This window comes from Micromonospora sp. LH3U1 (assembly GCF_028475105.1).
Taxonomy (GTDB): domain Bacteria; phylum Actinomycetota; class Actinomycetes; order Mycobacteriales; family Micromonosporaceae; genus Micromonospora.
The window spans coordinates 6,648,577-6,662,378 of sequence record NZ_CP116936.1 but is presented as its reverse complement, the minus strand read 5'-3'; the positions used below and the strand labels follow the sequence as shown (position 1 = coordinate 6,662,378).

Below are 13,802 nucleotides of genomic sequence, written 5' to 3'. Positions count from 1 at the left end.
CGGACGATGAGCCAGGCCGCGCCTTTCCCCGTGGTAGGACCGGCCGCCGTTGGCCGGGACCGTGTGTTGCTGATCGGCGGTGTGCTCGCCGGCCCGATCTTCGCCGTTTCGGCGATCGTGCAGGCGTCGACCCGGGAGGGCTTCGACTTCCGTCGGCATCCGGTCAGTGTGTTGAGCACCGGCGAGCTGGGCTGGATCCAGATCGTCACGTTCCTGGTCACCGGAGTGCTCTGTGCGCTGGCCGCCGACGTGCTGCGTCGCCGTACCGGCAGCGGGTCGGTCTGGCTGCCCCGGCTGCTCGTCCTGTACGGCCTGGGCCTGGTCGGGGCGGCGATCTTCAGCGCCGACCCGGCCGATGGGTTCCCGGCCGGCACGCCTCGGGGTGCCGGTCAGATCAGCTGGCACGGCGGCCTGCACTTCCTGGTCGCGGCGGTCGCCTTCGTGTCACTGATCGTGGCGACGGTGGTGGCGGCCCGCCGGGCCGCACGGCAGGGTGAGCGTGGCCGAGCCGCGTACAGCCTGGCGACCGGGATCTTCTTCGCCGTGGCGTGGATCGCGCTGATCGTCCGCCCTTCCCCGGCCGTGATGGTGGCGTTCGGCCTGGCGGTGGCGTTCGGCTGGCTGTGGGTCTCGGTCACCTTCGCGCGGACGGCATCGGGCCAGGCCGACTGAGGCTGACGGCCGCGGGGACCGGGGGGTGCGGGGTTGAACCTGCGCCTCCCGTTGTGTTGAGGTGTCCGGCATGGTGACCCGGCTGCTGTACCTGACTCGCCACGCTGAGCAGGATCTGACCGAGCCGGCTGAGCCCGATCTGGCCGAACCGGATTCCGGTCTGTCGGAGCGCGGCCGGCGGCAGGCCGCGCTGCTCGGCGAGCGCCTGCGAGGCCGCCGGTTCGCCGCCGTCCACCATGGGCCGCTGCGCCGGGCCGCGCAGACCGCCGAGCTGGTCGCCAGGTCACTGCCCGAGGTTCCGGTGTACGCGACGGAGCTGGCCGGCGACCACCTACCGCACGACACGGATCCGGCTGGACTTCCGCCCGCGTACGCCAAATTCCTGGGGCAGTTCTCGGCGGCCGAGCGGGTCGACGGACCGCGAGTGACGGCGGAGGCGGTGCGGCGGTTCGCCGGCCCGGTCGGCGAGGGAGCCGCCGGTGACGAGCCGGTTCGCGAGCTGATCGTGACGCACAGCTTCCTGATCGGCTGGCTGGTGCGGCATGCCCTCGACGCGCCGGAGTGGCGTTGGTTGGGCTTGAACTCGCACAACGCGGGGTTGACCGTGATCCGGTACAGCCCAACCGGACCGCCGAATCTGGTCGCCGTCAACGACGTGGCCCACCTGCCGCCGGAACTGCGTGGCACCGGCTTGCCCGCGGACTACCTGGTCTGACTGTCGGGGGTCAGGCGGTGGCCCGCAGCAGCAGCTCGACCAGTGCGCGGGTGGCTGGCGGCGGGGGCGCGTCGGTCGGGCAGTCGACGTATCCGGTCTCGATGGTGCCGACGGTGAGTTGGTAGCTGAACACGTCCGCACAGCCGGTCGAAGCGGCCGTCTGACGCGCCTCGGCGGCCAGCCGGGGGTCGGCGGCCAGTCCTGTCAGACGGCCGAGGTCGGCAGGGTCGAGGCGGCCGGTACGCCGGCTGCCCGCCCGGTCCACCACCGCCCACTGACCGTCCGGCTCGACGGTCACCGCGTCACCGCGGCCGGCGAAGCCACCGGAGCGCTTCAGCATCACCCGGATGGCCGCGGCGCTGGTCGTGGGGACGACCGTGGGGGCGACAGTTGGCGCCGGAGCGCCGTTGGCCGGGGTGGTTGCGGTCGGGCCGGGGGTGCTTGGCGGCTGGTCCGGGGTGGTGCCGGCCCGGTCGGACGTGGTGCAGCCGGCCAGGAGGGCGACCAGTAGCGCGATCGTGACGCCGGTTGTCGAGGCGGGTCTCATATCCGTCGGACGCATGGCTCCGAGGGTTGGTTCCCTCATTATGAGCCTCATCCGAACGGCCATCATCGATGGCTGGGAGCGGTCCAGGTCTTCTCTTCGCCTTCATGTATTGCTATATCTACATGCGTGACTCCCTAGTCACACTCATTCTCCTTCCAGGAGGGCACGTGAAACGACCCCTTGCCGCCGTCAGCGCAGTACTGCTCACCAGCGGTCTGCTGACCTGCGTCGCCACCGCGGCGCACGCGGCCCCGCCCACCGCTCCCGCGCCGGACACCTCCGCCGTGGCCCGAGCGACAACTGTTCTACAGACGAACCCCAGCGCAGTCCAGGGTTCGAGCGCCGAGTCCTATCAGGTGCACAGCACCAAGGTGGACGCCAGCGGCGCCGCCCACACCCGCTACACCCGGAGCTACCAGGGCCTACGGGTGTACGGCGGTGACTTCGTCATCCACACCGCGCCGAACGGCACGTACGCCGGTAGTTCGGTCGGGCTGGCCGCGCCGCTGACCCTCGCCACCTCGGCCAGGATCACCGCGGCGGCCGCGAAGAAGGCCGCCAGTGCCAGTTTCACTGGTAAGGCCGAGGCGGTGGGCACTCCGGAGCTGTTCGTCGACGCCAGTTCCGGCGTGGGTCGACTGGCCTGGGAGACCGTGGTCAGCGGGTGGCAGCCCGACGGGCAGACCCCGTCCCGGCTGCACGTGATCACCGACGCCACCACCAATGCGACTGTCGGGTCGTTCGACGAGATCGAGTCGGTGGTCGGCAGTGGCCAGGGCATCTACACCGGCGCGGTCAGCATCGACACGACGCTCTCCGGCAGCACGTACCAGATGATCGACCCGTCGCACGGCAACGGCCGCACCTGTGACATGAACAACGGCACGTCGAGCTGCACCACCCTCACCGACGCCGACAACGCCTGGGGCACCGGGGCCAACTCCAACCGGCAGTCCGCCGCGGTGGACGCGCACTTCGGCGCCGCCAAGACGTTCGACTACTTCAAGAACACGCACGGCCGTAACGGCATCTTCGGCAACGGCGCCGGTGTGCCGAGCCGGGTGCACTACGGCAGCAACTACGTCAACGCCTTCTGGGACGGCGCCCAGATGACCTACGGCGACGGCTCGGGCAACTCCCGCCCCCTCGTCTCCCTGGACGTGGCTGGGCACGAGATGAGCCACGGCGTCACCGAGGCGCTGGCCGGCCTGGTCTACTCCGGCGAATCCGGCGGCCTCAACGAGGCCACCAGCGACATCTTCGGCAACATGGTGGAGTTCTACGCTGCCGCGCCGAGCGACCCGGGCGACTACCAGGTCGGCGAGAAGATCAACATCAACGGCAACGGTACGCCGCTGCGCTACATGTACAACCCGTCGCTGGACGGCTCGTCCGACAGCTGCTGGTCCACCAGCACGAAGAACAAGGACGTGCACTACTCCTCGGGTGTGGCCAACCACTTCTTCTTCAACCTGGCCGAGGGCACCGGCGCCACCTCGTACGGCACCTCGCCGGTCTGTGGCTCCGCCCCCGCCGTGACCGGCATCGGTCGGGCCAAGGCCGAGAAGATCTGGTACCGCGCGCTGGACGTGTACATGACCTCCAACACGTCGTACGTCAACACCACCACCCCGGCGAACACCGCGCGGGCCTACAGCCTGCGGGCGGCCACCGACCTGTACGGCAGCTGCTCCACCGAGTACAAGGCCGTGCAGGCCGCCTGGACCGCGGTGAACGTGGCCGGTAGTGACTCGGCCTGCTCGACCGGCAACGACTTCTCGGTCGCGCTCTCGCCGACCGCCGGCTCGGTGAACCCGGGTAGCGCGGTCTCCACCACCGTGTCGACCGCCACCACCAGTGGCTCGGCGCAGACGGTGACGTTCTCCGCGTCCGGCCTGCCGACCGGGGCGACCGCCTCGTTCAGCCCCGCCTCGGTGACCTCGGGCGGCTCGTCCACCCTCACCATCAGCACCTCGGCGAGCACCCCGGCCGGCACCTACTCGATCACCGTGAACGGCGCGGGTGCGGTCACCCGGACCGCGACCTACACGCTGACCGTGAACGGCACCGGCGGTGGCTGCACCTCCGCGGGCCAGAAGCTGGCCAACCCGGGCTTCGAGTCCGGCGCGACCGGCTGGACGGCCAGCTCCGGCGTGATCACCAACTCCAGCGGCCAGGCGGCCCGCACCGGGTCGTACAAGGCGTGGCTGAACGGGTACGGCAGCACCCGCACCGAGACGCTCGCCCAGTCGGTGAGCCTGCCGGCCGGCTGCTCGTCGTACGCCCTCAGCTTCTGGCTGCACATCGACTCCGCCGAGACCACCACCAGCATCGCTTACGACAAGCTCAACGTGCAGGTGCTCAACTCGGGCGGAACGGTGCTGGCCACCCTGGCGACCTACTCGAACCTGAACAAGGCCACCGGCTACAGCCAGAAGTCCTTCTCCCTGGCGGCGTACGCCGGCCAGACCGTCAGCCTGAAGTTCACCGGCACCGAGGACTCCTCGTTGCAGACGTCCTTCGTGGTTGACGACACCGCGCTCACCGTCTCCTGACCTCACCGGTTCCCCAGCGGGCCCGGCGGCCACCCCTCACGGTGGTCGTCGGGCTCGCGCCGTTATGGTCGCCCCACCGGCGCAGGACGTCGGTCGGGTCGGATCGGCGGCGTCGGACGGGTGGCGCGGAAGGGGGCGGACGTGTCGGACGCGGAGTTGACCGTCGAGGTGACCGGACCGGTCGCGACCGTGGTGATCCACAACCCGGCGCGCCGCAACGCGATGACCGCCGCCATGTGGCGTCAGCTCCCCGAACTGCTCGACCGGCTGGAACCCGACCCCGACGTCCGGGCATTGGTGCTCACCGGTGCGGGCGACGCCTTCTGTGCGGGTGCGGACCTCGGCGACCTGGCGGAGCTGCTGGACGCCGGTGACGCCAGCATCGCGGTGGCCGCCGAGGAACGGCTGGCCCGGTTCGCCAAGCCGACTGTCGCGGCGATCCGCGGCGCGTGCGTCGGGGGTGGCGCCCAGCTCGCGGTCGCCTGCGACCTGCGCATCGCCGCGGCCGACGCCCGCTTCGGCGTACCGCCGGCCCGGCTCGGTCTGGTCTATCCGGCGCCGACGACGCGCCGGCTGGCCCGGCTGGTCGGCCCGTCCGCCGCCAAGCACCTGCTGTTCACCGCCGAGCTGATCGACGCCGAACGGGCCCTGCGGATCGGCCTGGTCGACGAGCTGCTGCCGGCCGACCGGCTCGCCGAGCGGGTGGACGACCTGACGGCGACGATCGCCCAGCGGTCGCCGTTGAGCGTCGCCGCCGCGAAGGAGATCGTCGACGATCGGGCCGAGCCCGCACGGATCGCCTGGTGGCACCGGAAGGTGGCGACCACCGGCGAGGCACGGGAGGGGGTCGCCGCGATCACCGAACGCCGGACGCCCCGCTTCGCCTGGCAGGCGAAGGCCGACGACTGAGTGCGCCGGGTGAAGCAGAGCAAGGGCTGAGCCGAACCCCTGCCGGATCCCGCGCGCCCCCGACAGCTGTCTCATCGCAATACCTCGATCCCGGGTGGTCTCGGGGCGGGTGGGTACGGCAGGCTGTCCGTTGTGCAGCGTGATCAGTTGCTTGCGGGCCGCTACCGGCTCCTGGAGCGTCTCGGCAGTGGCGGCATGTCGGCGGTGCACCGGGCGTACGACGAAGTGCTCGAACGGGACGTGGCGGTGAAAGTGCTCGTCGCCTCGGACGTCAACGCCCGGCAGCGGATCGGGGGCGAGGCCAAGGCGGCGGCCCGGCTGTCGCACCCACACGTCACCAGCGTCTACGACTTCGGCGAGTCATTGGTCGACGGTGCCCAGGTCCCGTTCGTGGTGATGGAGATGCTCGGCGGTCACAGCCTCGAACAACGGCTGGTGGCCGGGCCGCTGTCGCCGCGCGCGGGTTTGCGGGTCTGCGCTGAGGTGGCCGCCGCGCTCACTGCCGCGCATGCCCAGGGGTTGGTGCACCGCGACATCAAGCCGGGCAACGTGATGCTCACGCCCACCGGCGCCAAGGTGCTCGACTTTGGCATCGCGGCGGTTGTCGGTGAGCCGGAAATCGACTTCGAGGGGCGGCTGCTGGGCACGCCGGCCTACCTGGCGCCGGAGCGACTTCAGGCCGGCGAGGTGCTGCCGGCCTGCGACGTCTACGCCCTTGGCCTGCTGCTGCACCGGGTGCTCACCGGGCGGCTGCCGGGGCATGTCGAGGCACAGGCCGAAACTCTCGGTGCGGACGCGCAGGTCCTGCCAGACCCGCTGCCACAGATCGACGGCGTGCCGCCCGAGGTGCACCGGCTCCACCGCTGGTGCCTGGCCCGGGACCCCGCTGATCGGCCGCCGGCTGCCGAGGCGGCCCGCATCCTGCTTCTTGCCTCCAGCACGGCGGCCGCCAGTGGAACCCCGGTCGGACCAGCGGCAGGCACCGTCGAGCAGACCGCCGCCGTGACCGCCGATCCCGCGGAGTCGATGAGCGGTGGCGTTCCCTTCGGGCGGGGGTCGTGGCGTCGACGACGGGTCATGCTGGCGGTCAGCGGTGCGGTGATCGCCGCGATGGCGATGGCCGGGTCGCTCGGCGACTCGAGCGATCGTCGACCGGGGCACGGCGCATCATCGACCGGCATCGGGCCGGGCACCAGCACGGTGGGGATGCCACACACCGAGGAGCCCGCCGCAGTCGACGCTCGACCGTCCGTCGTCCCGTCGGCCAGGAACACTGCGCCCAGATCCCGAACCGGCCCGGGCGGGGCCGCTACCCCGGGCCCGAGCGCCACCATTCCAGGACCGACCCCGACCAGGGTCGTGCAGACGCCCACCCCTACCTCCGGCGTGAAGGTGGACGCGCGCGGCGGGACGGTAACCGTTCGCTGCGTCGGCAAGTTGGCGGACGTGCTCGCGGTGACGCTCGCGCCCGGCTACCGGGCAGAGGCGTACGACCCCGGCCCGGCGAAGCAGGTCCACGTCAACTTGGCCTCCACGGAGTACCGGAGCGAGATTCGGGTGCACTGCCCCAACGGGAGTCCGAAACCGAAGGTCAAGGAACGCGCCGTCTGACTGGGGGCCGGCGGGTGCCGCGCCCGGGACGTACCCGGAACGCGGCCCCCCGTTCCCGCCGGCCGGTCCGTCACCGCCCGGCCAGCGACCCCCAGCCGGGGTTCACCGGCTCCCGGCGCAGTGGCATACCCGCCTCTGCCGGAGTCCGGTCGCCCTTGCGCTGGTTGCAGGCGTAGCAGGCGGCGGTGGTGTTTCGCCAGGTGTTCCGACCGCCCCGTGAGCGGGGCAGGATGTGGTCGATGGTGAAGGCCGGGCCACCGCAGTACGCGCAGCACTGGCCGTCGCGGCGCAGCACGCCGGCGCGGGACCAGGCGGGCCCGGAGCCGAACCTCCACCGGGTGACCACGTAGCGGACCAGCCGCACCACCCGGGGCATCGGGAAGACCCCGATCACCCGGTCCGGCTCGGCCTCGTGGATCTCGGCCACCCGACGGCAGAGCATCCGCACGGCATGTTGAACGGTGACCCGGTGCAGCGGGCCGAGGTCGGCGTTGATGACGAGAACGGCGTCCACCAGGACTCCTTCCACAATGGTGACGGACAGCGAAGAGCCGCCCGGTCCGGCTGTCGGACGGGACGGCTCACGGCGCGTACGGGTACGCGTCAGTCGGGCCGGCCCGCCCGGGGACCTTCCGCTCGGCAACCGTCGCCGGGCAGCGTCGACGGCACGGTGGTGACGTGCGACATCGTCATGAGCTGCTCCCGCGGCGGTGGTTGACCTTGCGCGATCACGGTAGGTCGATGCGGGAGGGGCGGGCAACGTATTTCGATCGGCCGGGCTCCCCGGCGCGGCGCTGACGGCGGGTTCGGGGGGTGACTTTCGCCGGGACCTGGGCGGTGGTCAGTGGCCGGTTCAGCCGCAGGGCCATCCGCGCGGTGAGTTCGCTGTCCAGCAGGGGCCGGTTGACCTCGCCGGCGACGACCAGCGCCGGCCCGGAGACCGACCGCCAGATCGCGGCCAGCCCGGCGCCGAGGCCCACCAGGGCGACGGTGGCCCGGGTGGTCGGTGAGCCGGCGGCTGCGGCGGCACTCACGCCGACCACCGCGAAGAGCACCAACAGCAGGGGTACGAGCACCGGCCAGAAGATGCCCCGTGCCGCCTGCGCCACCAGTCGCCGGTCCCGGATGATCAGATTTCTGGCGATCACCGCGTAGTCCTCCTCGTCGAGCAGGTCGCGCGGGTGCAGGCCGCCGGTGAGCACGTCGCGCCAGAGGTCACCCTGGCCGCGCAGCGCCCGGCTCAGCTCGGCGGGTGCTGGCCCGGCCGGGTCGCCGTGGCCAGCCCGGTCGACCGCGCTCGCCCACGCGGCCAGCGACCGGCGCACCACTGCGGCCGAGTACGGCGGCAGCACGCTGGCCAACTCGTCCAACCACCGGCTGATCTGGATCTGCCGGCCGCCGAACTGCCTGAGCAACTGGGTGGCGTCGCCGGCTCGGACGGTGTCGGCCACTGATCGGCCCAGCCGGTAGGCCAGCCCGACCCGGTGGTTGGTGGCCATCGCCCAGCGCAGCACCTCCACGTTGAGGTCGTCGAGGGCGAGCAGCAGCGGCACCGGGTCGGCGGGGTCGGGTCGGCCCAGGTCGGGTAGCAGGGCCCGGGCGGTGGACGTGTCGGGCACCGGCCCGCTGTGCCGGGTGAGTTCGGCGATCTGGGCCAGGGCGACGTCCACCCCGTCGAGATACATCCGCATTCGCCGATGGGCGGACATTTCGGTGAGGTTGGAGAGTTTGGCCGGCGGTACGGCCGGGCGGGCCTCGACCGGAGCGCCGAGCTCCGCGTGTTGCCCGTGGTGGTAGGCGTCCGCCATCCACCAGCCGAGCCGCAGTGCGGTGACGACGCAGGCGCGTTCGTCGCGGATCAGCGGGTACGCGTCGTCGCGGCCGATCTCGTCGATCGCTGGGCCGTTCTCCGCGCCGGCGCGGTGCAGTGGTGACATCTCCCGCTGCCCTCCCGCCCGGTCGATCGACGGTTGATCATTCGAGCGTACGGCAGCGTACCGATGCTTATGTGGTGTTTTGTCGCTTTGGTTCGCTGCGGCCGGCCAGCAGCCCCCGCGGCCGGATCGAGCGCACCGGCTCGGCCGAGGCACCCTCGGCGCGCAGGATGTGGTTCGCGGCGATGATCCCGGTCGCCGCGGAGCGTTCCATCAACGCGCTCGGGAAATCCGTGGCGATGCCGTCACCGGCCAGGTAGAGGCCGGGCGCATCGGTGCGTACCCCTGGTCGCCAGGCGTGGCTGCCCGGCGTGAACGCTGGCGCCTGCGCCTCCACCCGGGCCCGCAGCTCGCGGACCCGCAGCTCGCCGGCCTCCGGCCAGAGCTCGACCAGCTCGCGGCGCATCCGCTCGGCCAGTTCCTCGGCCGGCACGCCGGACTCGCAGGCATACGCGTGCAGCTCGATGACCGACCCGCCGGTCTGCCGCGCCCAGCGCCGCGGCTCGTTCTCCAGCCGGTGGTAGAGCGTCACCGAGTCCAGAGTGGGCTGGCGGGACACACCGTTGAACACCGCCCGCTCAGCGGCCACGTCTCCGTCACACCAGTACCGGGCGACCGCGTACGGCGGGCCGGGCGTGCCGAAGGCGGGCATCCGCGCCGCCAGCTCCGGTGCCTGCTCAGCCAGGTCGGGGAGGCCGCGACCAGCGCGGCGAGCGCTGGCGGGTCGACGGCGAGCACGACGTGGCCCGCCGGGTGGCTGCCGCCGTCGGTGGTCGTCACCCGCCAACCCTCGGCGTCGCGGCGCACCCCGGTCGCGCCACAGCTGGTCAGGACCCGGCCGCCGTGCTTCTCCACGTGCCGGGTCAGCGGCTCCCAGATCGCCGTGCCGTAATCCTCGTCCGGGCAGTCGAACGCCAGCCCTTCCGGGTTGCCGAGCAGATAGAAATGGAACTGGGCGACCATCTCGGCGGCCGACATCTCCGCCTCGTGGTTGAAGAACGAGTGCGAGAAGACCTCGAACAGCATGGCCCGCGCCCGGTCCGGCAGCCGCAGCGACGCCAGCAACTCGTCGGCGGTGGTGTCGTCCAACTCGGCGTAGGTGCGTACCGGGTCGTAGCTGAGCAGCGGCAGCGCGGCGTCCCGGTCCATCAGGCGCAGGTCACCCAGGCGCAGGCTGGGGCTGCGCAACAGCAGCGCGAGCAGGTTCGCCGGCGGTGCGGGCGGCAGCTTGCCGAACTCCTCGGTCGGCCACTGCGCACTGAGGATCGGGTAGCCCGGAATGGGCTTGAGGAAGCCCAGGTCAGGGTCGATCCGGCGGAGGATCGACCGCCAGTTGTAGTACTGCCGGAAGAACGCGTGGAAGCCGTGCTCGTTCTGCTGGCTGCCGTCGGCGAGCGCCTCCGGCCAGGCGCCAAGTCGACCGCCGAGCGTCGGCGCCGCCTCCAGCACCGTGACCGCCACACCCCGCTCGGCCAGCACCACCGCCGCCGACATGCCGGCGATGCCGCCGCCAACCACCACCGCCGTGGCCGGTTGCGGCACGCGATCGGCGCCACCACCGCCCGGGTCCACCTGATGTTGGCGTACGCCGATGAACCGACCCACCACTTGCGACAACGCCATGGACACCAGTGTGCCGCACCTTCGGCTCAGTCGGGCGGTAAGCAGCGGCGGGTGCGGTCCGAGCCGGGCCAGACGTACTCCAGGTCCCCCGGCACATCATCGCCGAAAATGGGGCGGTAGTGCGTCGGGTCCTTGCGCAGCAGCGACGAGCGGTGGCTCAGGTGCAGGTCGTCGCGGCCCAGCCACGGTGGCAGCTCACCGGCCCGGGCCAGTTCGTCCTGCGTCCGTACGACACCGGCTCCGCAGGCGGCGGCGAGGTCCACGGTCATCGTGGTGGCGCAGGTGTCGGCCCGCCCCGGCTCGGTCCAGACCGCGCACATGTCCAGCCCGTAGCGGGTGAGCGCCTCCTCGTACCCGGCCCACATCTTCACCGCCGGGTGGTTGCGCCAGCCGTACCCGGGTCGGGTGAGCCCACGCAGCACCTGGATGGCCTCCACCCGCTGCTTGCCCAGCCGCTTCTGGTCCAGCGCGCGGGCGCTGGCCAGGAAGTCCGGGTACGGGAGGAAGGTCTGCATGCCGCTGCTCTACCCGCCACCCGGGCGGGCATGCCTGGTCTGGATGATCCGGACAGGGTCGCCCGACGTGGTCGTGCTGGCTACGATCCGGGCATGGTGGAGCCGTGGCGGGACCGGGCGCGACGGGCGGTCGATTGGAACTGGCGGCTGCGGTCCGCTGGTGATCCGCGTCCGCACTACGTGATCTGTGGGCGGGACGCGCTCGCCTACTACGTGGCTCGGGCGATGCTCGAATCCGACCTGCCGGACGGTGGTGCTCGGGTGACCGTGGTGGTTCCGGAGCGCTACCGCAGCAACGGGCCGGACGTGGCCGGGCTGCGCGGGCTCCGGGTGGTCCGCTCGGATCGGCTGGACGTCGCCACCTTCGAGGCCGCCGGCCTGGCCGGGGCGGCCGGGTTGGCCCTGCTGCACCAGGACGACGTGGGCAACCTGTACGCCGCGCTCTGCGCGCAGGCCGTCGACCAGCGGGTCCGTCAGGTGCTGCGGATGTTCAACGGCACCCTCGCCGATGGGGTCCGCAAGCTGCTCAAGGCGCCGGTCGAGGTGCTCTCCGACGCTGAGATGGCCGCTCCCGCGTTCGTCGCCGCGGCGCTCGGCGAGGTCGATTCGAGCTCCTTCCAGCATCGGGACAAGACGCTGCGGGTGGCCCGCCGGGCCGACGTCCGGGAGCAGGATGTCGTCTGCGCGCTGGCGCACATCACCGCGCAGGGTGTGGAGTTGCTGCCGGACGAGTGGGTCCCGGCCGACCTGGTGCTGGCCGAGGCGACCGGCCAGCCGCCGGGCACCGAGGTCGCCGCTCGCCGGCTGGTCCGGGCCCGCCGTCGGCGTCGCCCGATGGAGGTGCTGCTGCGCGCGGTACGCGGCTTCGCCACCCGCAAGATCGGCATCGCGGTGATGCTGGTGCTCGCGGTGATCGCGGTGCTCGGCGCGTTGATCTCCCGGGCCGAGGGTGTCTCTCCGGCCGAGGCGCTCTACCTGACGCTGGTCACCACGCTCAGCGGCGCGGACCCGGACACGCACAAGGCGGCCAGCGCGCAGATCATGCAGGTGGTGCTCAATCTCGCCGGGTTGGCGCTGATTCCGCTGATCACCGCCGTGGTCGTGGACGGCATCGTCAACGCGCGGCTGGCCCTGCACACCGGCCGCTCGCAGCCCGCCCGGATGGGGCACGTCGTGGTGATCGGGCTCGGCAACGTGGGGACCCGGGTGATGGCCCAGTTGCGCGAGTACGACGTCGAGGTGGTGGCGATCGATAAGAATCCGGAGCCGCGTGGCGCCGCCCTGGCCCGCCAACTGGAGGTGCCGCTGATCGTCGGTGACGCGGCGCTGCCGGAGACTCTGGTCGCCGCGTCGGTGGCCGACTGTCAGGCGCTGGTGGTGGCGTCCACCGACGACGTGGCCAACCTGGAGGCGGCGCTCGCTGCCCGGGATCTCCGTGGCGACCTGCGGGTGGTGCTGCGGCTCTTCGATGGTGACTTCGCCGAACGGGTCGAGGAGACCTTCGCCCTCGGAGTCTCCCGGTCGGTCTCCTATCTGGCTGCCCCGGCCTTCATCGGCGCCCTCACCGAACGCGCGGTGATCACCACGATCCCGGTCGACCGGCACGCGCTGCCGGTGGCCGAGGTGCCCGTCGCCGCCGGCTCCGGGCTCGACGGCCGGCCGCTGGAGGCGGTCTCTCGGAACGGGCAGGTCCGGCTGATCGCCCGGACCCCGGCCGGCGGTGGCAAGACCATCTGGTGGAAGGACCTCGACCCCCGACAGGTGATCTCCGCGGGTGACCGGCTGACCGTGGTCGCCCGCCGCCGCGGCCTGGACTGGCTGACGCGGCAGTGCGCCCCGCCTGTCCGTACGGGCCCGGTCCCTCGGCCGGCCGGGTCGGTCCACATCGGGGAGCCCACCCCAACGGCGGCGCCCACCGTGGTGCGGGGGCCCGCGGACTGGGAGGTCGCCGCCTCCGCGCCCGGCGCGGCACATCCCGTTCCTCCCGCCGTCGGCGCTCCCTCAGCAACCAGTGGCGGGCCACCGGAGGACATTGAGCTGACCCGCCAGCGCGACGGGACCAGCGAGGTGAGCTGACGGGGTCCACCCCGCGCGGCCGGTGGGGCTCCCACCGGCGAAGGCGGCCGAGTATGGTGCGCCCGTGCTTGGTGGTGGGGTGGGTCGACGAGCCCGTGACGCGCAACGACCGCGCCGCGATGCCGTGGTCGTACGGTGGCTGCGGGCCCGGCCGAAGTGGTGGCCGCTCGCGGCGGCGGGTCTGGTCGTGCTGGTGGTCGTGGGCTGGGCGCTGTGGCCCGAGGCCGAGCCGGAGCCGCGCCAGCGCGAGTACCGGGCCGAGACGGCGTGCCTTCTCACCGGCGCTGCGGGCGTCGCCGCTCCCGATGCGCGTCCAGTGTGGACGGGCATGCAGGAGGCCTCCCTCGCGACGCAGGTCAAGGTGCAGTTCCTGGAAGTGGACGGCCCGCAGACCGGTGAGAACGCCGAGACGTTCCTCGCCAGCCTGGTGCAGAGCCGCTGTGGGGTGATCCTCGCTGTCGGCGAGGCTCCGGTGCGGGCGGTGGGTCCCACCGCCGCACGGTTCCCCGCTGCGAGATTTATCGCCTTCGGTGCCGCGACCCCGGGCCCCAACGTGGTCGTCGAGGAAGCCACCGACCCGCAATCGGCGCAGCGTAAGGCCCGCGACGTGGTTGCGGCGCTCGCGTCCAACAGGGACTGACGCTC

11 protein-coding genes and 1 pseudogene are annotated in these 13,802 nt (G+C 72.1%); 7 read left to right on the top strand and 5 right to left on the bottom strand.

The genetic code is table 11. From position 1 onward, the window contains the following. Positions 1 to 30 precede the first annotated feature (30 nt). Positions 31 to 672 (top strand): DUF998 domain-containing protein, encoded by a 642-nt coding sequence (locus PCA76_RS30560; RefSeq protein ID WP_272613903.1) that lies wholly within the window; start codon positions 31 to 33, stop codon positions 670 to 672. Between the two features lie 70 nt (positions 673 to 742). Continuing rightward, complete coding sequence (locus tag PCA76_RS30555; RefSeq protein WP_272613902.1) at positions 743 to 1,387, top strand: histidine phosphatase family protein; 645 nt, start codon at positions 743 to 745, stop codon at positions 1,385 to 1,387. A gap of 10 nt (positions 1,388 to 1,397) precedes the next feature. Here PCA76_RS30555 and PCA76_RS30550 read toward each other — a convergent pair whose 3' ends face one another. Beyond that, positions 1,398 to 1,949, bottom strand: coding sequence for a protealysin inhibitor emfourin (locus PCA76_RS30550; protein ID WP_272613900.1), 552 nt, complete (start codon positions 1,947 to 1,949; stop codon positions 1,398 to 1,400). 152 nt (positions 1,950 to 2,101) lie between these two features. On the opposite strand from PCA76_RS30550, the gene PCA76_RS30545 reads away from it, so the two are divergent. The 3 genes from PCA76_RS30545 (at position 2,102) to PCA76_RS30535 (ending at position 7,009) form a co-directional block, all read left to right on the top strand. Then, positions 2,102 to 4,489, top strand: a complete 2,388-nt coding sequence (locus PCA76_RS30545; RefSeq protein ID WP_272613899.1) for a M4 family metallopeptidase — start codon at positions 2,102 to 2,104, stop codon at positions 4,487 to 4,489. Between the two features lie 141 nt (positions 4,490 to 4,630). Continuing rightward, a complete protein-coding gene (locus PCA76_RS30540) occupies positions 4,631 to 5,398 on the top strand; it encodes an enoyl-CoA hydratase/isomerase family protein (RefSeq protein ID WP_272613897.1) in 768 nt (255 codons plus the stop codon). Positions 5,399 to 5,530: 132 nt separating this feature from the next. Then, positions 5,531 to 7,009, top strand: a complete 1,479-nt coding sequence (locus PCA76_RS30535; RefSeq protein ID WP_272613895.1) for a serine/threonine-protein kinase — start codon at positions 5,531 to 5,533, stop codon at positions 7,007 to 7,009. A 70-nt stretch (positions 7,010 to 7,079) separates the two neighbouring features. Here the strand turns inward: PCA76_RS30535 and PCA76_RS30530 are convergent, their stop codons facing one another. From PCA76_RS30530 to PCA76_RS30515, 4 genes and pseudogenes are all read right to left on the bottom strand, one after another. Then, on the bottom strand, positions 7,080 to 7,523 hold the full coding sequence (locus tag PCA76_RS30530) for an HNH endonuclease (protein ID WP_272613894.1): 444 nt from the start codon (positions 7,521 to 7,523) through the stop codon (positions 7,080 to 7,082). Between the two features lie 214 nt (positions 7,524 to 7,737). Beyond that, positions 7,738 to 8,946 carry a hypothetical protein gene (locus PCA76_RS30525; protein WP_272613892.1) on the bottom strand — a complete coding sequence of 403 codons (1,209 nt, stop codon included), beginning with the start codon at positions 8,944 to 8,946 and terminating at the stop codon, positions 7,738 to 7,740. Between the two features lie 67 nt (positions 8,947 to 9,013). Beyond that, a pseudogene (locus tag PCA76_RS30520) lies at positions 9,014 to 10,566 on the bottom strand (FAD-dependent oxidoreductase). A gap of 26 nt (positions 10,567 to 10,592) precedes the next feature. Continuing rightward, positions 10,593 to 11,081, bottom strand: coding sequence for an MSMEG_6728 family protein (locus PCA76_RS30515; protein WP_272613891.1), 489 nt, complete (start codon positions 11,079 to 11,081; stop codon positions 10,593 to 10,595). Between the two features lie 93 nt (positions 11,082 to 11,174). Between PCA76_RS30515 and PCA76_RS30510 the strand changes: the two genes are divergently transcribed. Together PCA76_RS30510 and PCA76_RS30505 are read left to right on the top strand one after the other, a co-directional pair. Then, a complete protein-coding gene (locus tag PCA76_RS30510) occupies positions 11,175 to 13,157 on the top strand; it encodes an NAD-binding protein (RefSeq protein ID WP_272613889.1) in 1,983 nt (660 codons plus the stop codon). Positions 13,158 to 13,221: 64 nt separating this feature from the next. Continuing rightward, a complete protein-coding gene (locus PCA76_RS30505; RefSeq protein ID WP_272613888.1) occupies positions 13,222 to 13,797 on the top strand; it encodes a hypothetical protein in 576 nt (191 codons plus the stop codon). Positions 13,798 to 13,802 lie beyond the last annotated feature (5 nt).